The organism is Stenotrophomonas riyadhensis (genome assembly GCF_040256885.1).
GTDB lineage: Bacteria > Pseudomonadota > Gammaproteobacteria > Xanthomonadales > Xanthomonadaceae > Stenotrophomonas > Stenotrophomonas riyadhensis.
Genome location: NZ_CP155568.1, coordinates 1178294 through 1200175, shown reverse-complemented (window position 1 = coordinate 1200175; position 21882 = coordinate 1178294). Strand labels below are relative to the sequence as shown.

The following is a 21882-nucleotide window of genomic DNA, read 5'->3' as shown; positions in this document are numbered from 1 at the left end:
GTCATTCATTGCGTTGAAACTCAGCGCTGCGGCTTCGGCGCGGCGCCATCGCGCGGACCGCCGTGGCGCGGGCCGCCGTGCATCGGGCCCTTGGCGGCGTCGAACTCGGCCTTGCTCAGCTGGCCGTCCTTGTTGGTGTCGGCGGCAGCGAACCAGGCGTCACGGCGCTGCTTCATGCGCAGCTCGCGATCTGCCTTGTCCAGGTAGCCGTCCTTGTTGAGATCGAGCTGGTCGAAGCGCGCGGCCAGACGCGGGTCGGCCTTGGCCTCCTCGCGGCTGATGCGGCCGTCCTTGTTGACGTCCAGCTTGGCCCAGCGCTCACCGCCGTGGCCACGGCGACCGTGCTTCCAGCGCGGCAACTCATCGCGCGAAAGCTTGCCGTCCTTGTTCTTGTCCAGCTCGTCGAACTTCGCGGCCAGGCGCGGGTTGGCAGCCGCCTCGCTGCGGTCAATGACGCCGTCGCCGTTGGTGTCCAGCTTGGCCGAGCGCTGCGCGGGCGTGGTCGGGGTGTCGGCCGCGAGCGCGATACCGGAAGCGGAAGTGCCGAGCAGCAGGGCCAGCAGCAGGGGGGTACGGATCATGAGGTCACTCCTGGGGATGGGAACAGCGTCGGGGTGATCACTTCACCCTCGGGGAACAACAACGCCCGGGCGCGACGTCGGTTGACGCCTCTGCCAGTTCCATTCATCCGGCGGACAGTCGCCACCACTGCGACAGGCTGGGGCTATGCTGTGCCTATGGCGATACATGGCGACAGAGACGACGAACTGCGACTTTTCCAGACCGGCGAGCACCCCTGCGGGTACTGGTCGGACCGGGTGGCGCGCGACCTGGTGCTGGACCCGCACGATCGCCGCCTTGGCGGCCTGTACCCGCTGGCACTGAGCTGGGGCTTCCGCCGCAGCGGCGACCTGGTCTACCGGCCGCATTGCGCGCACTGCCAGGCCTGCGTGGCGGTGCGCATTCCGGTGGCGCGCTTCGCCCCGGATCGCAGCCAACGCCGCTGTGCCGCCCGCAATGACGACCTGGAGGTGCGGATCACCGCCGCCACCGCCCGCGACGACCTGTTCGCGCTGTACCACCGCTACCTCACCCACCGCCATGCCAACGGCGGCATGGATGACCACGGCCCGCACGAGTTCGAGCAGTTCCTGATCGGCAGCTGGTCGCACACCCGCTTCATGGAGATGCGCCTGCCCGGCCACGACGGCCAGCCCAGCCAGCTGCTGGGGGTGGCGGTGACCGACGTCACCGAACACGGCCTGTCGGCGGTCTACACTTTCTTCGACCCGGACCACGCCGCGCGCGGGCTGGGTACCTTCGCGATCCTGCAGCAGATCGAGTGGGCCCGCCGCGAGGGCCTGCCGCACGTCTATCTGGGCTACTGGATCCGCGGCCACCAGAAGATGGACTACAAGCGCCGCTTCCATCCGCTGGAGGCCTACGATGGCCGCCGCTGGCACGATTTCGACAACGATCTGGACGGGCGCTGACAAACCGCTGACACCGGGCCGGGTGCACAATACGGCCCATGAACGCCAAACCCCTGATCCTCGCCCTGGCCCTGCTCTGCGGCGCCACCGCCCCCGCCTTCGCCACGTCCCCTGCGATGACCGAAAAGCCGTCCGCTGCGCTGCGCCTGGCCACCTACAACACCTCGCTGTACTCCGATGACGCCGGTGGCCTGATCAAGGAACTGGAAGGCGACAGCGAGCACGCACGCAAGATCGCCGCGGTGCTGCAGCAGGTGCGCCCGGACCTGGTGCTGCTGAACGAATTCGACTTCGACGACGCGCATCGCGCCGCCGACCTGTTCCAGAAGCGCTACCTGGACGTCGCCCAGCCCGGTGGCGGCAAGCCGCTGCACTTCGCCTACCGCTACCTGGCCCCGGTCAACACCGGCGTGCCCAGCGGCCTGGACCTGGACAACAACGGCGTGGTCGGCGGCGAAGGCCGCAGCCGCGGCAACGATGCCTGGGGCTACGGCCTGCACCCGGGCCAGTACGGCATGCTGGTGCTGTCGCGCTACCCGATCGATGAAGCCAAGGTGCGCAGCTTCCAGCTGCTGAAGTGGAGCGCGATGCCGGGCGCGATCCGTCCGGTCGACCCGCGCACCGGCAAGAGCTTCTACAACGACCACGTGTGGTCGCAGCTGCGCCTGTCGTCGAAGTCGCACTGGGACGTGCCGGTGAAGACCCCGGCCGGCGTGGTGCACGCGCTGGTCTCGCACCCGACGCCGCCAGTGTTCGATGGCCCGGAAAAGCGCAACGCCGCGCGCAACCACGACGAACTGCGCCTGTGGCAGGAATACCTGTCCAAGGGTGACAAGCCGTGGCTGTGCGACGACAAGGGGCAGTGCGGTGGCCTGGCGCAGGACGCGCGCTTCGTGATCCTCGGCGACCTCAACAACGACCCGGTCGACGGCGATGGCCGCCATGAGGCGATCGTCGAACTGATCGAGAACGCCCGCGTGCTGCGCTACCCCACCCCGCGCAGCGTCGGCGGCGAGCAGACCAGCCTGGCCTATGCGGCCAAGGGCATCGAGCGCAAGGGCGCACCGTTCCATGCCACCGGCGATTTCGGCCCGAAGTCCGGCACCATGCGCCTGGACTACGTGCTGCCCTCGACCGGTTTCGAATACGTGGGCAGCGGCATCTTCTGGCCGGCCAATGAAAGCCCCGAAGCGAAGATCGCCGACGGTAGCGACCACCACCTGGTGTGGGTGGACGTGAAGCCGTAACCCCCACAAAAAGGGGACGGAGGGGATTAAGTCGTTTGTGGCACAAACGACTTAATCCCCTCCGTCCCCTTTTTGTTTTACGGGCGCAGTTCGACGCCGATGGCTTCGGCGGCATCACGCGCGATGGCACGCGCTTCGTCGATGGTTTCCGCGCGCGCCAGGGTCACGCCGACGCGGCGATGGCCGTGCACGCTCGGCTTGCCGAACAGGCGCACGGCGGTGTCCGGCACCTGCAGGGCGGCGGCGACGTTGTTGAAGTACGGCACGCCCTCGCCATGCGCCAGCAGCGCGCACGAGGCCGACGGGCCGCTCTGGCGGATCACCGGGATCGGCAGGCCGAGGATGGCGCGCGCGTGCAGCGCGAACTCGCTCAGTTCCTGCGAGACCAGCGTCACCAGGCCGGTGTCGTGCGGGCGCGGCGACACTTCGCTGAACCACACCTCGTCGCCCTTCACGAACAGCTCGACACCGAACAGGCCCCAGCCACCGAGGTCATCGGTGATCACGCGCGAAATCTCTTCGGCACGCGCCAGTGCCGCGCTCGACATCGGTTGCGGCTGCCAGCTTTCGCGGTAATCACCGTCCTTCTGCAGATGCCCGATCGGCGCGCAGAACGAGGTGCCGCCGGCATGGCGCACGGTCAACAGGGTGATCTCGTAGTCGAAATCGATGAAACCTTCGACGATGCAGCGGCCGGCACCGGCACGGCCACCGGTCTGCGCGTAGTCCCAGGCCGGGGCGATGTCCGCCTCGCTGCGCAGCGTGCTCTGGCCCTTGCCCGAGGACGACATCACCGGCTTGACCACGCACGGCAGGCCGATGGCGGCCACAGCGGCGCGGTACTCGGCTTCGGTATCGACGAAGCGGTAGGGCGAGGTCGGCAGGCCCAGGGTCTCGGCGGCCAGGCGGCGGATGCCTTCGCGGTCCATGGTCAGGCGCGCGGCGCGCGCGGTCGGGATCACCCGCAGGCCCTGCTCCTGTTCCAGCTGGACCAGGGTTTCGGTGTGAATGGCCTCGATCTCCGGCACCACCAGGTGCGGCTGCTCCTGGGCGATCAGGGCACTCAGGGCCATCGCATCGAGCATGTCGATCACGTGCGAGCGGTGCGCGACCTGCATGGCCGGGGCATCGGCATAGCGGTCGGCGGCGATCACTTCCACGCCCAGCCGCTGCAGCTCGATGGCCACCTCCTTGCCGAGTTCGCCCGAGCCGAGCAGCAGCACGCGGGTGGCGGAGGGGGACAACGGAGTTCCAAGCTTGGCCATGGCGGTTCCAGCAGCGATGTGAAGGCGGGTGGGCATTCTAGCTGGCCGGGCACCCCGGCCATGGCATCCGACGAACGGTAGTCGACAAGTGATATCACTTTGATATCTTCATTCCGAACCCTCAAGGACGTACCGCCATGAAAGAGAAGTCGCTGTCTTCGCTCAACGGCCTCGGCACGCTGGCCGGCGCCCTGCTTGTCGCCCTCGCCGGCGGCGCCCTGTTCGTACTGGGGGTAGCAGCCAAGGCCAGCACCGGTTCCCCCAACCTGCTGCTGATGCTGGCCGGCATCCTGGTGGCGGCGCTGGCGATCTTCGCCCTGGCCGGCCTGTACACGGTCCAGCCCAACCAGGCGGCGGTGCTGAGCCTGTTCGGCAAATACGTGGGCACCGTGAAGGACAACGGCCTGCGCTGGAACAACCCCTTCTACGCCAAGCGCCGGGTCAGCCAGCGCGTGCGCAACTTCGAGAGCGGCAAGCTGAAGGTCAACGAGCTGGACGGCAGCCCGATCGAGATCGCCGCGGTCATCGTCTGGCAGGTGGTCGATGCCTCCGAGGCGGTCTACAACGTGGACGACTACGAGAGCTTCGTGCACATCCAGTCCGAATCGGCACTGCGCGCGATGGCCACCAGCTACCCCTACGACCAGCATGAGGATGGCCAGCTGGCACTGCGCAGTCATGCCAGCGAGATTTCCCAGCACCTGAAGAACGAACTGGCCGAGCGCCTGGCCGACGCCGGCGTGCAGGTCATCGACGCACGCATCAGCCACCTCGCCTACGCCGCCGAAATCGCCCAGGCGATGCTGCAGCGGCAGCAGGCCAACGCGGTGATCGCCGCACGCACGCGCATCGTTGCCGGTGCGGTCGGCATGGTCGAGATGGCCCTGGCCGAACTGCAGAAGAACGGCGTGGTGCAGCTGGACGAGGAACGCAAGGCGCACATGGTCAGCAACCTGCTGACCGTGCTGTGCTCGGACCGCGGCACCCAGCCGATCGTCAATGCAGGCTCGCTGTATTGAGCCACACTCGCAACGGGGCGCCCCACCGCCCCGCCAGGAGCCCCCATGAGTGAGAAGAAAGCCTACCCGCTGCGCATCAACGCCGACGTCCTGGCTGCGGCGCAGCGCTGGGCTGATGACGAACTGCGCAGCCTCAACGCTCAGATCGAATACGTGCTGCGCGACGCGCTGCGCAAGGCAGGACGCCTGCCCAAACCCAAGGCATCGCCGGAGGACAAGGAATGAGCAAGCGCTGGAGCTACCAGACGATCGAGGTCAAGACCTCCATGATGGGCGTACTCAAGGCCGAGGATGTCCAGGCCGAGCTGAGCCGGCAGGGCCAGCTGGGCTGGGAGCTGGTCAACATCATCATCCCGGCGCCGATGCGCCCGGCGATGCTGGTGTTCAAGAAGGAGGCCTGAACCATGGGCGGCAGTGACCCGAAACCCTTTGACGTGGCCGAGAGTTCGCCGCTGCGCGTGCTGTGGATCGTGCTGCCGCTGCTGGCTGCCTTCGTGGCCTGCCTGTATGCGCAGCTGTACAAGGCACCGGCGAACGCACCCTGGATCGAAGTAACGCTGTCGCCGCCCTGGTTCCGGATGGGCGGCAGTGCGGCATGGAGCCTGATCGTCATCGCTGTACTCGCTGTCGGGCTGGGGGCCGCATTCTTCCGCCGCCGGGTGGAGCTGGCCGGCAACGTGCTGGACGTGCGCTCGACGATGTACCGGCGGCGCGTGCCGGTGGCGCAGCTGCGGCTGGACCAGGCCGAGGTGGTCGACCTGCAGCGTGACCGCCGCTATGGCATCCGTGTCAAAACCAATGGCTATTCAATGCCGGGCTTCTACTCGGGCCACTTCCGCCTGCAGGGTGGCGGCAAGGGCTTCGCGCTGGTCACCGACCGTGCGCGTGTCCTCGCCCTGCCGGTCAGTGATGGCAGCACGCTGCTGCTCAGCGTGGACCGGCCGCAGGCGCTGCTCGATGCGCTGCGCAAGGTGGCCGCGTCGGCACCACGGCAGTAAGCTGAGGCGATGCAACGACGCCCGCCCCTGCTGATCAATACCGAGGCCATCGAGCTGTGGCCCGCCCACCTGTTGCGCGCACGCAGCAACCTGGATGCACGCCTGCTGTCGCAGGCGCAGTGGGTGCTGCGGCGCAAGCGTGATGGCCGCTATCTGGCGGCGGTACTGCCGCACGGCGTGCATTCGATGGTGCCGCGCCTGCCGCGCGAGCCCGGGGTCGAGGACGCACTGGCACTGCTCGACGCTACGGCGGCGCGCCCGTTCGGCGCTGCGCTGGAAGAACACTGGCTTCCGTTGGCCGGGCTGCAGCAGCGCCTGCAGCAGCTTGGCCTGGATGTGCAGCGCTATGCCGACGACAGCGGCCTGCCGCTGGAACCGGAACCATGCCTGCTGCACTTCGCCGGCAGCGACCGCTTCGCCCGCCCGTTGTGGCTGCGCCGTGGCGCAGCACAGGGCTGGCGGCGGATGCGCCTGCACGCCGCGCAGGACGGCATCGCGCTGGATGCGATTTCCGGCTTCCGCAGCCATGCCTACCAGTTGGGCATCTTCGAACGGAAGCTTGCGCGCGGCTTGAGCGTGACCGAGATCCTGAAGGTCAATGCCGCCCCGGGTTTCAGTGAACACCACAGCGGCCATGCGCTGGACATCGGCACACCGGGTGATGCCCCGGCCGAAGAATCGTTCGAAGCCACCGACGCCTTCGCGTGGCTGCAGACCCATGCCAGCACGCACGGCTTCCAGCTGAGCTACCCGCGCGACAACCCGCACGGCATCGTCTACGAACCGTGGCACTGGTGCTGGAGACCGGCCAACGGCTGAGCCCCTCGTGGCGGCTGCACGGCGAACTTCATGGAGCTGTCCGAGCGGATTCCGCGCGCCCACCACGAGATGGAACAAGAAGGCAAAGACAGAAGCCGGTCGCTTCGCTCGAAGCCTCTACAACGGATCAGCGCGCGGCTGTTGGGTCCGCCTTCAAGCGAGCCGAGCACCGCAGGTCCGGCGAGGGCGAAGAGGTGCGGGTGTCTGAGCGCAGCGAGTTCCCGCACCGCCCCTCGACGGGCCGAGGAGCGCAGGGGACCGGTGCGCAGCACCGGCTCGCGGCCGGCGGCGCGTTTCTTTTGGTTACTTTTCTTTTCGCGCGAAAAGAAAAGTAACGCCCATGGACGGTGCAGATCGCATCAGCATGGATCGAAGAAACAACCTCGACTCAGTCACCGCCTCAACGCATTGATCGCCAGCAACACCCATCCGGCCATCATGCTGGTGCCACCGATCGGCGCCATCCGCGTCGGCCATTGCCACAACGCGCCCCCCACCAGGCTGCCGGAAAACAGCAGGACACCCAGCAGCAGCACGTACAGCGCCAGGTGCGCGATCACCCCGTGCGCGCGCGGCCCCAGCGCCACCAGCACCGCGCCATGCGCGAACGCGTACAACGCCGCCATGTTCAGATGCTGCTGCGCCAACGGATCGGCCACACCGTGCGACGCGTAGGCGGACAGGCCGATCGAAGCAGCTGCCAGCAGCGCACCGAGGCAGGCCAACAGGGAAGGCTTACGTGCGCGACGTTCGAGATTGAACATGTGGGCTCCTTGCGCAGCGCCCCTTGCCGGGCGCCAGATGAAAAAAAACGCGCCGCAATAAGCGGCGCGTTTTCGTGTCCAGCACTACATGGGTCAGCCGAGGCTTACTTGACGGCCCAGTAGATGTCGTAGGTACCTTCCGGGGTGAACGACTTGTCGATGCCGTCCTTCCAGGATTCGTACGGACGGTCGATCACTTCGTTGCCCGAGGTCACGGCCCAGGCGCGCAGGCCGTTGCGGGCCACGTCCAGACCCGCCATGTGGCCGGTGTAGGCCGCATGCGCCGAACGGTGCGGAGCCACGTGCACGTACTTGACCGGAGCGCCGCCGTCGATCTTGACGGTCAGCTCTTCAGCGGTGGCACCTTCAGCACCCTTCTTCTTCACCGGCTGGGCGATGTCGAAGGCGTACTTCTCCTGGCCGAAGTCGGTGGTGACGATGCGGAACGGACCGGCGGCTTCAAGGCCATTGGCCTCCATCACGCGCTTGATCCACTCCTGGTTGTCCTTGATCGACTTGGTGATCGTGTCCTGACCGCGGTCCACGTTACCGGCGTTGACGACCAGCAGGTCTTCAGCCGGCACATCGACGATGGCCAGATCGGTCAGCGGCGCTTCCGGGGTGCGGTAGTCGACGTTCGGAACGCTGGCCAGCATGTTGGCCATGCGCGACAGACCCATCTTGATGTCGTCGCCGATCTGACGGCTGACATACAGGCCGGCATAACGGCCGAACAGGTCGAAGCCGTACTTCACCGAGTAGTCCTGGGTGATCTTGACGTTGCGGCCACCCTTGCCAGTCGGCTCCAGAGTGAAGGTGGTGATCTTGTCGTGACCCTTGGTGGCGTCATCGATGGCGATCGCAACACGCTTGTTCTCTTCGGCTTCGGTGATCTTCCAGGAGCCGGTGCCCAGGTCCTTGGAGGTGAAGTCGAGGGTGGCACCGACGCCGGAGGCCGGGCCGGACAGCTTCAGTTCAACGGCGGGATCGCGCAGTACCAGCGGGTTCCAGTCCTTGAAGCGGCGCAGGCTGCTGACCGTGTCGTACACGATCGTCATCTTGCGGTTGGTCTCGATGCTTTCGGTGATGTGACGCTCGCCCGGCAGACATACGCCAATGATGACGAACAGGCCAGCCACGATCCCCAAGGCGATCAGGAACTCGATAATACGGGTCATTCAGAGAGTCTCCGGGGCCGATCCCACGGCCGGGTTGATTGAAGCGAAGCGCCAATCCTAGCAGGCTTCGCGGGCATTGTTTATCGGGATTGGCGCACCGGTTTCCCTGCCGGCTGCGTATTTGTATGGACAAAGAATTCGAAGGGTAACGCATACCGCTACCGGCCAGTAGGGGGCAACCTTGGCCGCAGCCCCTGACCATCACCCAAGTCTTTGTACCGGAACGATTTTTCTCAGACCAACTGGAGTTCGAACGCCTTCAGTACGGCACGCGTACGGTCGCGGACGCCCAGCTTGGAGAGAATGTTGGACACGTGGTTCTTGATGGTGCCTTCGGCCACACCCAGCGAGTTGGCGATCTCCTTGTTGGAGAAGCCACTGGCCATCAACCGCAGGATCTCGGTCTCGCGGTCGGTCAGCGGGTCCGGGCGGTCCAGGCTGACGAACTCGTTGCGCATGTGCTCCAGGCCGGACAGCAGGCGCTGGGTCACGGCAGGCTGCACCAGCGAACCGCCGTCTGCCACGGTGCGGATGGCACCGACCAGCTGCGCCAGGGTCACGTCCTTGAGCAGGTAGCCCTTGGCACCGGCCTTGAGCCCGGCCAGCACCAGCTGGTCGTCGTCGAAGGTGGTGAGGATGATGGTCGGCGGCAGCTGCTCCTGGCGCGACAGCACCTGCAGCGCCTCCAGCCCGGACATCACCGGCATGCGCATGTCCATCAGCACCACATCGGGACGCACCTGCGGTATCAGCTCGACCGCCTGCCGGCCATCGCCGGCCTCGGCCACCACCTCGATGCCGTCGTCGAGCGCCAGCAGGGAGCGGATTCCCTGCCGCACCAGGGTTTGGTCGTCGACCAGGCAGACGCGAATCATCAACGTACTCCTTCAGGAACCTTGGTAAGGGCAGCCACCAGCACCGTTGCCGGCACCGTCGCCCGCAGCCGGAATCCTTCGCCGGGGCGGGTCTCGATCTGCAGCTGGCCACCACATTGTTGCAGGCGCTCGCGCATGCCGCGCAAGCCATTGCCTACATTGACCATATCCGCGCCGACGCCGTCGTCGCGGGCCTCCACCACCACCCGGTCGGGGGCTTCACGGTACACCTTGATCCACAGGTGGCGGGCACCGGCGTGGCGTACCGCGTTGGTGATGATTTCCTGGGTACAGCGCAGCAGCACGTGGGCCCGCTGCGGATCTTCCACGTTCAGCGGGTCCTCGATCTCCAGCTGGATGTCCAGCGAGGGCACGTTCTCGGTCAGCGGACGCAGGGCCGCCGCCAGATCGATGGCACCGGTCTCGCGCAGCTGGCTGACCACCTCGCGCACGTTGCCCAGCAGCAGTTTGGCCAGGCCATGCGAACGCTTTACATGTTCCAGGGCCTGGCCCTCGGCCAGGTGGCTGGCCACTTCCAGGTTCAGGGTCAGCGCGGTCAACTGGTGGCCGAGCAGGTCATGCAGCTCGCGCGAGATGCGGGTGCGCTCGTTAACCCGGGCGCTCTCGGCCAGCAGGGCCCGGGTGGCGCGCAGTTCCGAATTGAGCCGGCGCTGCTCGTCGCGGGCCTCGGTCTGCTGGCGGGCGACCAGGCTGGTCACGAAGATGAACATGGAAAAGCCGCCGTACAGCAGCGACTGCATCACTGCTTCGAACAGCGGGAAGCGCAGCAGCATGTAGTAGACCGGTGCCACCGCCAGCTGGCTGACCAGCAGCCACAGCACGCCCAGTCGTATCGACAGCATCCACGGGATGACCCCCGCGGCGACCATCATCAGGATGCTGCCCAGGCCCGAGCCGCTCAGGAAACTGACCCCCAGCGCCGAGATCGTCAGCAGCAGCAACAGGCCGCGGTCCAGCCAGCTGGTGTGGCTGTCGCTGCGCAGGATGCGGGTCAGCCAGTAATAGGCGGTGCCGAAGGACAGGTAGGCGACGAACAGCAGGATCGCCCAGCCGCCCATGTCGTTGCGGCTGTGCAGGTTCTCGAACTGCGAGTACGCCAGCGGCAGGCCGACCATGACCCAGGTGAACAGGCCGGCCAGGCGGAGGACACGGGTATGGCTGAGGACTCCCAACATGCCAGCACTCTACGGGCCACGCCCGCGTACCGCACCCCACGGAAGTCATGCCTGCCCGGTCGCCTGTTCATGCCGCAGCCCACCCCGGGCATGCAATAATCGTGCGCAGGGTCCTTTGATGGACCAACCGCGTTACCCCACGGAGTCACAATGTCGATTGTCATCCGCGACGTGCGCGAGCACGAGCTCGATTCCGTCCTGGCTTTGAACAACAACGCTGGCCTGGCCATCCTTCCCCTGGATGCGGCCCGCCTGCGCCTGTTCTACGAAACCGCTGAGTACTTCCGCGTCGCCGAGCGCGACGGCAACCTGGCCGGATTCCTGATCGGCTTCGGCAGCGACAGCCAGCACGACAGCAGCAATTTCGCCTGGTTCAAGCAGCAGCTGGACACCCCCTTCTTCTATATCGACCGCATCGTGGTCGCCAGCCGCCGGCGTGGCGGTGGCGTCGGCCGTGCGTTCTATGCCGACGCGCAGAGCTTCGCCGAGCTGCGCTACCCGCAGATGACCTGCGAGGTCTTCCTCGACCATGGCGCCGATGCCGCCCTGCTCTTCCACGGCAGCTTCGGCTTCCGCGAGCTGGGCCAGAACACCATGGCCCAGGTTGACGTGCGTGCCAGCATGCTGGCCAAGGAACTGTGCAGCTACCCGTGGGTCCAGGAGACCTATCGTGGCAAGCTGCCGGATGTGGCATGGACACGCGCCCGGCAACTGCCGGCGCAGGCACAGCGACCGACGGGGACCTGAGCGTGGCGGTGAATTTCGATTACGAACAGGCCGGTGAACTGAAGATCGGCCAGGTAGGCATCGCCAACCTGCGCATCCGTACCCTTGATGTCGAGCGTCTCGTGCAGGAAATGCACGAGCGCGTGACCCGCGCACCGAAACTGTTCGGCCGCGCGGCAGTGATCCTCGACTTCGGCGGCCTGAGCCAGGTGCCGGACGTGGCCACCGCACAGGCGCTGGTCGATGGCCTGCGCAGCGCCGGCGTGTTGCCGGTGGCACTGGCCTACGGCACCAGCGCGGTCGATCTGCTCTCGCAGCAGCTCGGCCTTCCGCTGCTGGCCAAGTTCCGCGCCCAGTACGAGCGTGCCGAGGCCGAGCCGGCCCCGCCACCGCCGGCAGCGGAACCGCGCCGCGTCGTGCGTGCCGAGCCGAAACCGGCCCCCGCCGCGCCCGTGGCAAAGGTCGCCGACGCCGCCGCCCCGCAGCCGGGCCGCATGCAGCTGGGCAACGTGCGTTCAGGCCAGCAGCTGTACGCGGAGAACTGCGACCTGACCGTGATGGCCACCGTCGGCGCCGGCGCCGAAGTCATTGCCGATGGCAGCATCCATATCTACGGCACCCTGCGCGGCCGCGCGCTGGCAGGGGCCCAGGGCAACACCGCGGCACGCATCTTCTGCCGTGATTTCCATGCGGAACTGGTCGCCATTGCAGGCCATTACAAGGTACTGGACGATGTCCCGGACAACCTGCGCGGCAAAGCCGTGCAGGTGTGGCTGGAACAGGACCAGATCAAGATCGCTGCGCTGGACTGACGCAGCACCCAAACAGAATCATCAGGAGAAGTCCTTTGGCTGAAATCATCGTAGTCACCTCCGGCAAGGGCGGCGTCGGCAAGACCACTTCCAGCGCGAGCCTGGCCTGCGGCCTGGCACGGCGCGGCAAGAAGGTGGCGGTGATCGACTTCGACGTCGGCCTGCGCAACCTCGATCTGATCATGGGCTGCGAACGCCGCGTGGTGTACGACTTCGTCAACGTCGTGCACGGCGAAGCGACCCTCAAGCAGGCCCTGATCAAGGACAAGCGCTTCGAGAACCTGTACGTGCTGGCCGCCTCGCAGACCCGCGACAAGGACGCACTGACCCAGGAAGGCGTGGGCAAGGTCCTGAAGGACCTGGCCGCCGACGGCTTCGATTACATCATCTGCGACTCCCCGGCCGGCATCGAGAAGGGCGCCTTCCTGGCGATGTACTTCGCCGACCGCGCCGTGGTGGTGGTGAACCCGGAAGTGTCGTCGGTGCGCGACTCGGACCGCATCATCGGCCTGCTCGACTCCAAGACCCACAAGGCCGAGTCCGGCCAGGACGTGCCGGCCTTCCTGCTGCTGACCCGCTACACCCCGCTGCGCGTGGAAAGCGGCGAGATGCTCAGCATCGCCGACGTCGAGGAAGTGCTCGGCCTGAAGGCGATCGGCGTGATCCCCGAGTCGGGTGACGTGCTCAACGCCTCCAACAAGGGCGAGCCGGTCATCCTGGATGTCGAGTCCGCAGCCGGCCAGGCCTATGACGACGCCGTCGCGCGCATCCTCGGCGAAGAACGCCCGATGCGCTTCACCAACGTCGAGAAGAAGGGCTTCTTCAGCAAGCTGTTCGGAGGGTAAGCATGGGCCTGTTTGATTTCCTCAAAGCGAAGAAGACCACCGCCGAAACCGCCAAGAACCGCCTGCAGATCATCATCGCGCAGGAGCGCAGCAACCGCGGTGGCCCCGATTACCTGCCGCTGCTGCAGCGCGAGCTGCTGGAAGTGATCAAGAAGTACGTGAACATCGACGTCGATGCAGTGAAGGTCGACCTGGTGAAGGATGGCCAGCACGACGTGCTGGACATCTCCGTGGCGCTGCCTGAAGGCCCGGACAAACCCTGATGCTCTGCCCCGCCCGTGCCTGCACGGGCGGGGCTGCCTGACCCGCATGACCGATACGACAACCGCCGTGGACATCACCTGCGTGGGCGACATCGCCTTCGCCGATGCGCAGTGCCTGCTCGCCGCGCATGGCCTGCAGCTGCACCACGTGGCGGCCGGTGAACCGATTCCCGGCAGCTACTGGGGCGAGCCCGAGGCCGGCATCATCGCCAGCAACGTGTACGTGCGCGATGACACGCCCGTGCACTCGATGCTGCACGAAGCCTGCCATCTGATCGTGCTGCCGCCGGAGCGGCGTGCGCAGGTGCATACCGACGCCACCGACTCGGTGGCCGAGGAAGACGCCACCTGCTATCTGCAGATCGTGCTGGCCGGACAGCTGGCTGGTGTCGGCAGCCAGCGGCTGATGGCTGACATGGATGCCTGGGGGTATACGTATCGGCTGGGGTCTACGCAGGCGTGGTTCGAGCAGGACGCCGAAGACGCGAAGGCGTGGTTGATCGAACGCGGGTTGCCGGTGGCGTAAAGCCGCGGGCGCGGTTGGCCACGGGCGCGTGGCGACGCGCCGGACCCTGCGGCGCCCCTCTTTTCACTCGGCGCGGTTCGAGCAGGACGCCGAAGACGCGAAGGCGTGGTTGATCGAACGCGGGTTGCCGGTGGCGTGATCCACCGTGAACCGGGGTCAGATCCCTTTTGCTGCGCAAAAGGGATCTGACCCCAATACCCATCACCCCTGCCCTGCCAGCGCGCGCAGGGTGATGCCGACGACGTAGGCCAGGTAGGTTCCCGTGGCGTAGCCCATCGTGCCCAGCAACACGCCCACCGGCGCCAGCGCCGGATGGAACGCTGCAGCCACCACCGGCGCCGAAGCCGGGCCACCGATGTTCGACTGCGATCCGATGGCGAAGTAGAAGAACGGCACCTTCAGCAGCTTGCCCAGGCACCACAGCAGCACGATGTGCACGGCAATCCAGATCAGGCCGAGCAGGAACAGCCATGGGCGGTCCAGCAGCGCCAGCAGATCCATCTGCATGCCGATGCAGGCGATCAGGAAGTACAACAGCAGCGAGCCAAGGCGCGATGCGCCCGCGCCTTCCAGGTTGCGGGCACGGGTGAAGCTCAGGCTCAGGCCCAAGGTGGTCGACAACACCACCACCCACACGAACGGCGCATCCAGGCTGAACTGCGAGGCCCAGCTGATGTTGGTCTTGAACCAGGCCGCCAGCGGCGCCCCGATCGCATGCGACAGGCCGACGCCGCCGAAGGCCACCGCCACGATCAGCATCAGGTCGGTGAGGCTGGGAATGCGCTCGTGCTCGGCCTGGAAGCGCGCGATGCGCTCCTTCAACTCATCGATGGCCGAGGTATCGGCGCCACTGCGCGCGTCGATCTTCGCCGCACGACCAGCAAGAAAGATCAGCGCCGCCATCCACACGTAACCGACACCGACATCGACCACCGCGAACTGGCCGAACGTGGTCGCGTTGACGTCGAACACTTCGCGCATCGCCAGCATGTTGGCACCGCCGCCGATCCAGCTGCCGGCCAGCGCCGCCATGCCGGCCCAGGTGTCACCGGCCACGGTTTCCGGATGCACGGCGCGCATCAGCAGGAAGGCCACTACCGCGCCGAGCATGATGCTGGCCGAGGCGCCCAGGTACATGAGCACCAGTTTCGGGCCGAGCCGCAGGATGCCCTTGATGTCCACCGCAAGCGTCAGCAGGATCAGCGCCGCAGGCAGCAGGATGTCGCGCGCGATCGGGTTGTAGAGTTTGGTGTTCTGCCCGTCGATCAGGCCGGCGGTGTTGTAGATGCCGGGAATCAGGTAGCACAGCAGCAGTGCCGGCACGAACGTGTAGAAGCGTTTCCACAGGCCCTGCTCGCGGGAAGCGGTCCAGAACACGGCGCCCAGGGTGGCGGCGATCAAACCGAAGACGACGATGTCGTTCTGGATCATGCGGGCGCTCCTGGCAGTGCCGGCCGCTGGCCGGCAATCCGGTATGGGTGGAAGCAGCATGTGGTTGCCGGCCAGCGGCCGGCACTACCCGTAAGCAAAAGCGCCGCCCCGAAGGGCGGCGCTGTACTCATCAGTTGCCGATGTGCTGCTTCAGCCAGGCATTGACGGTGTCATGCCACAGGATGCTGTTGTTCGGCTTCAGCACCCAGTGGTTTTCATCCGGGAAGTACAGGAACTTCGATTCGATGCCCTGGCGCTGGGCGGCGGTGAACGCGGCCAGGCCCTGCTCGACCGGGATGCGGAAGTCCTGCTGGCCATGGATGACCAGGATCGGCTTCTTCCAGTCCGCCACGTGGTTGACCGGGTTGAACTTCTCGTAGTTCGCGGCCTTCTGGTACGGGGTACCGCCCTGCTCCCACTCGGTGAACCACAGTTCTTCGGTGGCGTAGCCCATCATGCGCTGGTCGAACACGCCGTCGTGGTTGACCAGGCACTTGAACGGGCTGTTCCAGTTGCCGGCGATCCAGTTGACCATGAAGCCGCCGTAGCTGGCACCCAGCGCACAGGCCTTGTCACCGTTGAGGAAGGAATACTTCTTCAGCGCCGCATCCCAGCCCTTCTGCAGGTCTTCCAGCGGGCGGTCGCCCCAGTGCTGGCTGATCGCATCGGTGAAGGCCTGGCCGTAGCCGGTGGAACCATGGAAGTCGATCATCACCACGGCGTAGCCCTGGCCCGCATAGGTCTGCGGGTTCCAGCGATAGCTCCAGCCGTTGCCGAAGCTGCCCTGCGGGCCGCCGTGGATCAGGAACGCGACCGGGTACGACTTGCCTTCCTGGTAGTTGTGCGGCTTGACCACGTAGCCATGCACGGTGTCGTTGTTCCAGCCCTTGAACTCGAACTGTTCGTACTCACCGAAGCTGACGTCCTTCAGCACGTCGCCTGCGGCCGGGGTCAGCGCGCGCAGCTCGCCGATGGCTTCGCCTGCGGCCGGCAGCAGGCCGACCAGCACCTGGTCGTTGCTCTTCAGGCTGTTGCGGGTGATCGCCACGCTGTTGCCGGCCACGTCGACCGAGGTCACGCTGCCGTCGCCGATCAGCTTGGTGGCCTTGCCACTGGCCACGTCGATCTGGAACAGCGGGTGCTCGCCGAGGTCATCGGCAGTGGTGTAGATGCTGGCGCCGTCGGCGGACAGGGTGATGCCGCCGGCCGAGCGATCCCACTGCGGCGCGATCTCGCGGGTCTTGCCGCTGGCCAGGTCCATCGCCATCAGGCCGAAGCGGTCGGCCTCGAAGCCCGGGCGCTTCATCGCGCGGTAGAACAGGGTCTTGCCGTCGGCACTGAACACCGGGCCAGCATCCCAGGCCGGGTTGGAGGCGGTCAGGTTGACCGGCGCCTGCTTGCCGGCCGCGTCGAAGCGGTACAGGTCGAAGTTGGTCGACCACGGCTCCTGCTTGCCGGCCACGCGGATGCTGGCGACCACGCTGGCGCCATCCGGCGACCACGCGAAATCATCGTTGCCACCGAACGGCTTTGACGGCGCATCACCGTCGATGGTCGCGCTCAGCGCCGAGGCGCCCTTGACCGCACCGGCCTTGGCTGCCGGCAGCGGTGCCACGAACAGGGTGTTGCGGCGGCCGTCGTTCCAGGTATCCCAGTGGCGCACGAACAGCGAATCGAAGACCTTGCCGCTGGCCTTGGCACCGGCGACGTCCTTGAGCTTCTTCTCGGTGCAGGCCAGGTCCGAGGCACAGGCCTGGAACACGCCGGCGCTGAACAGCACGCGGTCGTCCTGCGGCGACACGTGGTAGCTGTCCACGTCCACCGGGAAGTCGGTCAGCTGGCGCGGGGTGCCGCCGTTGATCGGCTGCGCGTACAGCTGCTGGCTGCCGTTCTTGGCGCTGAGGAAATACACGGTCTGGCCATCGGCCGACAGCGACGCGGAATTGACGCTCCAGCCAGCCGGGGTGATCTGCTTCGGCGGGGCCGCGTCACGCGTGCGCAGGTTGCGCGCGAACAGTGCGGTGGAGGCCTTCAGGTTGGCATCCACGCTGCGCTTGGCGAACACCACGGTGCCACCATCGGCGGTCAGTACCGGCGCGGAGACGCGATCCATGGCCACCATGTCGCGGACTTCCAGGCCACGGGCAGCGGCAACGCTGGGCAGGGCGGCCAGCAGGCTCAGTGGCAGCAGGGCATGACGCAGTTTCATCGGGGTCTCCGCAGGACGGCAAAAAACCGATGGTAGGCCCGTGCGGCCGGGGCTGCCAAGGCCATCGGTCATGGCCGGGGACGGGTCGATGCCTTCGCCAGAAAAGGCAAACCGCGCCGTAGCGCGGTTTGCGGTAGTGCCGGCCGCTGGCCGGCAATCTGTCTGGTTGCCGGCCAGCGGCCGGCACTACCGGGTCAGAGCCCTTCCCTGCGGGAAGGGATCCGACCCCGTGCATCACGCCACGGCGCGCTTGCCGGTGCGGTAGATCAGCCAGCCGACCAGGAACAGCACGGCCAGGCCGATCCACTGTGCGCCCGGCAGGTGGAACGGCACGGCCAGCACATCGGCGCGGCTGCTGACCACGATCGGAATCGCGATGGCGATGCCCATCAGCGCCTCACCGGTGATCAGGCCGGCAGCAAACAGCACGCCCGGCTTGTGCACGCGGTCACGGCCTTCTTCGTCATCGGCACGCACCTTGTGGAAGCGCTCGACCAGGTAAGCGATCAGGCCGCCGAGGAAGATCGGCACCATCAGTTCCAGCGGCAGGTAGATGCCGATGGCGGCGGCCAGCACCGGCACGCGGAAGCGGGCGTTGCGCGACTTCAGCCAGCTGTCGAAGGCGATGATGGCCGCACCGACCACGGCACCGATGCCGATGAAGGTCCACGGCAGTTCGCCACCGAACAGGCCCTTGGCCACCGAGGCCATCAGGTTGGCCTGCGGCGCGGCCAGCGCGTTCGGGTGCAGCTCGGACTTCACGCCGATGCCGTAGGCGGTAGCCAGCAGGTTCAGCACCGGGGCCATGATCAGCGCGCACGAGAACGCACCGATGCCCAGCATCAGCTGCTGCTTCCACGGGGTGGCACCAACGATGTAGCCGGCCTTGAGGTCCTGCAGGTTGTCGCCACCGACCGCGGCGGCGCAGCACACCACCGCACCGATCATGATCGCGGCCACCGCACCCAGCGGCGCACCGCCGGCGCCCACCGGCTTCAGGCCGTCGGCGCCCAGCAGCACGACCAGCACGGCCGACGCGAACAGGATGGTGGAGATGGTGATGCCCGAAACGGGGTTGTTGGACGAGCCGATCAGGCCGGCCAGGTAGGCCGAGACCGACACGAACAGGAAGCCGGCGACGATCATGATGAGGGTCATCGGGATCGACACGTGCCACTGGCCGACGATGGCCTGGTACAGCGCCAGCAGCGGCAGCACGAAGACCACCAGGGCGACCAGCATCCACTTCATCGGCAGGTCGCGCTCGGTGTGCGCCAGCACCGGGCCACCACTCTTGCGGGCGGCAGCGAAGCCGCTCTTGACGCCGTTCAGCAGCGACTTGCGCAGCGAGATCAGGGTCCAGATGCCGCCGATCAGCATCGCGCCGACGCCCAGGTAGCGCATCTTCGCGCCCCAGATGGCGAACGCCGCCTCGGTGGAAGAAGCCGCAGCAACCGACGCCGCCAGTGCCGGATCGGTGTTCATGAAGAACGCCTGGTAGATCGGAATGGCGATGTGCCAGGTCAGGATCGAACCGGACACCACCACGATGCCGACATTGAGGCCGACGATGTAGCCCACGCCCAGCAGCGCCGGCGACAGGTTGGTGCCGATGAAGGCGGTGACCTTGGAGCTGCCGACGTAGGCCGAGGTGGCCCAGGCGTCCGGGATCAGGCGCATGCCGCTTTCCGCGGCCAGCTTGACGAAGGCACCGATCACCGCCGACAGGCCGAGGATCTTCAGGCCCGGGCCCGGGTTCTCACCGGCCTTGAGCACTTCGGCTGCTGCCTTGCCTTCCGGGAACGGCAGCGGATCTTCAACGATCATCGAACGGCGCAGCGGCACCGAGAACAGCACGCCCAGCAGGCCACCCAGACCGGCGATGCCCAGCACCCACCAGTACTTGAAGTCCGGCCAGTAGCCCATGATCACCAGCGCCGGGATGGTGAAGATCACACCGGCGGCGATCGACGAACCGGCCGAGGCGCCGGTCTGCACGATGTTGTTTTCAAGGATGGAGCCACCGCCCAGCAGGCGCAGCACGCCCATGGAAATCACCGCAGCGGGAATGGCGGTGGCGATGGTCAGGCCTGCGAACAGACCGAGGTAGGCGTTTGCGGCCGACAGCACCACCGCCAGCACGATGGCCAGGGCCACTGCGCGGAAGGTGAGCTGCTTGGGCGCAGCGTCGTGGTTCATGGAAGCCCCTGCTGGCAAAAAATCCCGATCACGCTAGCGTTCAGGGGGCGGCAAGTCCAGTGCGCATGGTCACCGCCGGCGCAGGCCCACCCGGCCGCCCGACCGGTGCGGCAAGGCCAACCGGCCGATCCCGCAAAGCCGCGCAGCGCCTGCCGCAAAAAGGGGACGGAGGGGATTAAGTCGTATTTGTCATAAGCGCCGTGATCCGGCCCCTGCCCTTCTATAATCGCGCCCTTTCCGCTGTCCCCGCCGTCGATGACCGTTGCCGCTACCGCCTCCGACGACTTCCTGGGCCATCCCAAGGGCGTCTACGTCTGCTTCTTCACCGAAATGTGGGAGCGCTTCTCCTTCTATGGCATGAAGGCGCTGCTGCTGCTGTACCTGACCAAGTACCACCTGTTCGGCGACAAGGCCGGCCTGGACCTGCTCGGTGCCTATGGCGGCCTGGTGTACTGCATCCCGGTGTTCGGCGGCATGCTGGCCGACCGCTGGCTGGGCATGCGCCGGGCGGTGCTGTTCGGCGGCATCCTGCTGGTGCTCGGCCACCTTGGCATGGCCTTCGAGGGCCACGCCGCGTATCGGGTGAACGGCGAAGTGGTGCGCGACACCTCGGCGCTGGCGGTGACCTACCTGTCGCTGGCGCTGATCATCATGGGTGTCGGCTTCCTGAAGCCGAACATTTCCACCATCGTCGGCAAGCTGTACGCCAAGGACGATCCGCGCCGCGATTCGGGCTTCTCGCTGTTCTACGCCGGCATCAACCTGGGCGCGCTGTTCTCCTCGCTGGTGTGCGGTTTCCTCGGCGAGGCCTATGGCTGGAAGTACGGTTTCGGTGCGGCCGGCATCGGCATGCTGGCCGGCCTGGCGATGTTCCTGTGGGGCCAGAAGTACCTGCAGGGCCACGCCGAGCCGCCGCAACCGGCCGCGCTGAAGCAGAAGGTGCTGGGCCTGCCGCGCGAATGGCTCATCTATCTGTGCGCGGTGCTCGGTGTGTTGCCGGTGGCGTGGCTGATGTGGGCGGCCGGCAACGGCGCGTTCGCGCTGGGTGGTGAAATCAGCCTGGCGCTGATGCTGATGCTGGTGGTGCTTGGTGGCGTGCTGGTCTGGTTTGCCTGGTTCACCGGCAGCAAGTGCACGCCGGTGCAGCGCCAGCAGATGATCGCACTGATGGTGCTGATCTTCATGGCCCTGGTGTTCTTCACGATGTACGAGCAGTCGTACGGCTCGTGGGTGACCTTCACCGACCGCCTGCTGACCAAGGACATCGTGCCCTCGCTGGTGATCACCGGCGGTACCCCGTTGCCGTGGTCGATCATCTCGCTGCTGCTGGCACCGCTGGGCTTCGTGGTCAGCGCGCGCCTGTCCGAGCGGCGCCCGGGTTCGGCCGCGCCGCGCACGTTCTTCGCCGCCATTGTCGTTCTGATGCTGGTGCTGCTGGTGCGCGACTGCCTGGTGATTCCGCAGACCGCCGGCTCGCTGACCTACCTCGGCGGCCTGTTCCTGGTGCTGCTGGCGCCGGCCTTCGCCGCACTGTGGACGTGGATGGACCGCCGCGGCTGGGAGCCGGGCAAGCCGGTGAAGTCGGCCTGGGGCCTGGTGATCGGCGCGCTCTCGTTCGTGCCGCTGGCGCTGGCCGCGCAACAGGTTGGCGCCACTGGCGAGATGGCCAGCGTGTGGTGGCTGGTACTGGCCTACTTCCTGCTGGCCAGCGGTGAGATGTGCCTGTCGCCGGTCGGCCTGTCGGCGGTGACCCAGTTGGCCGTGCCGCGGGTGATGAGCCTGATGATGGGCACCTGGTTCCTGGCCACCGCGTTCTCGGAAACGCTGGCCGCGCTGTTCGGCAAGCTGGCGGCAATCGAGGTGCCGGAAGGCGAATCGCTGGACATGGTGGCCGCCGCCGGCGCCTATGCGCACCTGTTCTGGCTGCTGATGTGGATCGGCCTGGGATGTGCGCTGGCCGCCTTCATCGCCGCGCCGCTGCTGAAGAAGATGATGCACGGGGTGAAGTAAGCCCCCA

At 66.7% G+C, this 21882-nt stretch carries 22 protein-coding genes; 13 read left to right on the top strand and 9 right to left on the bottom strand.

Annotation, left to right across the window (positions count from 1 at the left end; all coding sequences use genetic code 11):
• Positions 1-20 precede the first annotated feature (20 nt).
• The gene (locus SriyCCGPB3_RS05650) at positions 21-581 is read right to left on the bottom strand and encodes an EF-hand domain-containing protein (RefSeq protein WP_153856392.1); all 561 of its coding nucleotides are present in this window, start codon (positions 579-581) and stop codon (positions 21-23) included.
• A 156-nt stretch (positions 582-737) separates the two neighbouring features.
• Between SriyCCGPB3_RS05650 and SriyCCGPB3_RS05645 the strand changes: the two genes are divergently transcribed.
• A complete protein-coding gene (locus SriyCCGPB3_RS05645; protein WP_049447050.1) occupies positions 738-1493 on the top strand; it encodes an arginyltransferase in 756 nt (251 codons plus the stop codon).
• 38 nt (positions 1494-1531) lie between these two features.
• Positions 1532-2740 (top strand): endonuclease/exonuclease/phosphatase family protein, encoded by a 1209-nt coding sequence (locus SriyCCGPB3_RS05640; RefSeq protein WP_153856393.1) that lies wholly within the window; start codon positions 1532-1534, stop codon positions 2738-2740.
• Positions 2741-2817: 77 nt separating this feature from the next.
• Here SriyCCGPB3_RS05640 and purT read toward each other — a convergent pair whose 3' ends face one another.
• A complete protein-coding gene (purT, locus tag SriyCCGPB3_RS05635; protein WP_153856394.1) occupies positions 2818-4005 on the bottom strand; it encodes a formate-dependent phosphoribosylglycinamide formyltransferase in 1188 nt (395 codons plus the stop codon).
• 137 nt (positions 4006-4142) lie between these two features.
• On the opposite strand from purT, the gene SriyCCGPB3_RS05630 reads away from it, so the two are divergent.
• The 5 genes from SriyCCGPB3_RS05630 to SriyCCGPB3_RS05610 are packed head-to-tail and all read left to right on the top strand — an operon-like array spanning position 4143 to position 6841.
• Positions 4143-5024: an SPFH domain-containing protein gene (locus SriyCCGPB3_RS05630; protein ID WP_032127597.1), complete on the top strand. Its 882-nt coding sequence runs from the start codon at positions 4143-4145 to the stop codon at positions 5022-5024.
• 45 nt (positions 5025-5069) lie between these two features.
• A complete protein-coding gene (locus tag SriyCCGPB3_RS05625) occupies positions 5070-5249 on the top strand; it encodes a hypothetical protein (protein ID WP_049398902.1) in 180 nt (59 codons plus the stop codon).
• Positions 5246-5425: a DUF4177 domain-containing protein gene (locus SriyCCGPB3_RS05620; RefSeq protein ID WP_032127598.1), complete on the top strand. Its 180-nt coding sequence runs from the start codon at positions 5246-5248 to the stop codon at positions 5423-5425. The genes SriyCCGPB3_RS05625 and SriyCCGPB3_RS05620 overlap by 4 nt, the downstream gene beginning before the upstream one ends.
• A gap of 3 nt (positions 5426-5428) precedes the next feature.
• On the top strand, positions 5429-6022 hold the full coding sequence (locus SriyCCGPB3_RS05615; protein ID WP_032127599.1) for a PH domain-containing protein: 594 nt from the start codon (positions 5429-5431) through the stop codon (positions 6020-6022).
• Between the two features lie 9 nt (positions 6023-6031).
• On the top strand, positions 6032-6841 hold the full coding sequence (locus tag SriyCCGPB3_RS05610; RefSeq protein ID WP_153856395.1) for a M15 family metallopeptidase: 810 nt from the start codon (positions 6032-6034) through the stop codon (positions 6839-6841).
• Positions 6842-7233: 392 nt separating this feature from the next.
• On the opposite strand, the gene SriyCCGPB3_RS05605 is transcribed toward SriyCCGPB3_RS05610, so the two are convergent.
• The 4 genes from SriyCCGPB3_RS05605 to SriyCCGPB3_RS05590 form a co-directional block, all read right to left on the bottom strand.
• Entirely contained in the window at positions 7234-7605 is a 372-nt protein-coding gene (locus SriyCCGPB3_RS05605; protein WP_110711589.1) for a DUF423 domain-containing protein, read from the bottom strand.
• Between the two features lie 104 nt (positions 7606-7709).
• The gene (locus SriyCCGPB3_RS05600; RefSeq protein WP_110711588.1) at positions 7710-8783 is read right to left on the bottom strand and encodes an SRPBCC family protein; all 1074 of its coding nucleotides are present in this window, start codon (positions 8781-8783) and stop codon (positions 7710-7712) included.
• A 233-nt stretch (positions 8784-9016) separates the two neighbouring features.
• Positions 9017-9658, bottom strand: coding sequence for a response regulator (locus SriyCCGPB3_RS05595; RefSeq protein WP_006424175.1), 642 nt, complete (start codon positions 9656-9658; stop codon positions 9017-9019).
• Complete coding sequence (locus tag SriyCCGPB3_RS05590; protein WP_153856396.1) at positions 9658-10854, bottom strand: sensor histidine kinase; 1197 nt, start codon at positions 10852-10854, stop codon at positions 9658-9660. Before SriyCCGPB3_RS05590 ends, SriyCCGPB3_RS05595 begins: the two co-directional genes overlap by 1 nt.
• Before the next feature lie 150 nt (positions 10855-11004).
• On the opposite strand from SriyCCGPB3_RS05590, the gene SriyCCGPB3_RS05585 reads away from it, so the two are divergent.
• From SriyCCGPB3_RS05585 to SriyCCGPB3_RS05565, 5 genes are read left to right on the top strand one after another with little or no spacing between them, the layout of a single operon-like run.
• Complete coding sequence (locus SriyCCGPB3_RS05585) at positions 11005-11601, top strand: GNAT family N-acetyltransferase (RefSeq protein ID WP_008267255.1); 597 nt, start codon at positions 11005-11007, stop codon at positions 11599-11601.
• Positions 11547-12392 carry a septum site-determining protein MinC gene (gene minC / locus SriyCCGPB3_RS05580; RefSeq protein ID WP_110711586.1) on the top strand — a complete coding sequence of 282 codons (846 nt, stop codon included), beginning with the start codon at positions 11547-11549 and terminating at the stop codon, positions 12390-12392. The genes SriyCCGPB3_RS05585 and minC overlap by 55 nt, the downstream gene beginning before the upstream one ends.
• Positions 12393-12427: 35 nt before the next feature.
• Positions 12428-13237 (top strand): septum site-determining protein MinD, encoded by an 810-nt coding sequence (gene minD / locus SriyCCGPB3_RS05575; protein WP_010483375.1) that lies wholly within the window; start codon positions 12428-12430, stop codon positions 13235-13237.
• A gap of 2 nt (positions 13238-13239) precedes the next feature.
• The gene (minE, locus tag SriyCCGPB3_RS05570) at positions 13240-13500 is read left to right on the top strand and encodes a cell division topological specificity factor MinE (protein WP_004148073.1); all 261 of its coding nucleotides are present in this window, start codon (positions 13240-13242) and stop codon (positions 13498-13500) included.
• 46 nt (positions 13501-13546) lie between these two features.
• A complete protein-coding gene (locus SriyCCGPB3_RS05565) occupies positions 13547-14026 on the top strand; it encodes a hypothetical protein (RefSeq protein WP_110711585.1) in 480 nt (159 codons plus the stop codon).
• A gap of 201 nt (positions 14027-14227) precedes the next feature.
• On the opposite strand, the gene SriyCCGPB3_RS05560 is transcribed toward SriyCCGPB3_RS05565, so the two are convergent.
• From SriyCCGPB3_RS05560 to SriyCCGPB3_RS05550, 3 genes are all read right to left on the bottom strand, one after another.
• Positions 14228-15457, bottom strand: a complete 1230-nt coding sequence (locus SriyCCGPB3_RS05560) for a DUF819 domain-containing protein (protein WP_275942999.1) — start codon at positions 15455-15457, stop codon at positions 14228-14230.
• A gap of 130 nt (positions 15458-15587) precedes the next feature.
• The gene (locus SriyCCGPB3_RS05555; RefSeq protein WP_153856398.1) at positions 15588-17666 is read right to left on the bottom strand and encodes an alpha/beta hydrolase family protein; all 2079 of its coding nucleotides are present in this window, start codon (positions 17664-17666) and stop codon (positions 15588-15590) included.
• Positions 17667-17900: 234 nt separating this feature from the next.
• On the bottom strand, positions 17901-19865 hold the full coding sequence (locus tag SriyCCGPB3_RS05550) for an OPT family oligopeptide transporter (RefSeq protein WP_153856399.1): 1965 nt from the start codon (positions 19863-19865) through the stop codon (positions 17901-17903).
• Between the two features lie 255 nt (positions 19866-20120).
• Between SriyCCGPB3_RS05550 and SriyCCGPB3_RS05545 the strand changes: the two genes are divergently transcribed.
• The gene (locus SriyCCGPB3_RS05545) at positions 20121-21875 is read left to right on the top strand and encodes a peptide MFS transporter (protein ID WP_094002397.1); all 1755 of its coding nucleotides are present in this window, start codon (positions 20121-20123) and stop codon (positions 21873-21875) included.
• The last annotated feature ends 7 nt before the right edge of the window (positions 21876-21882 follow it).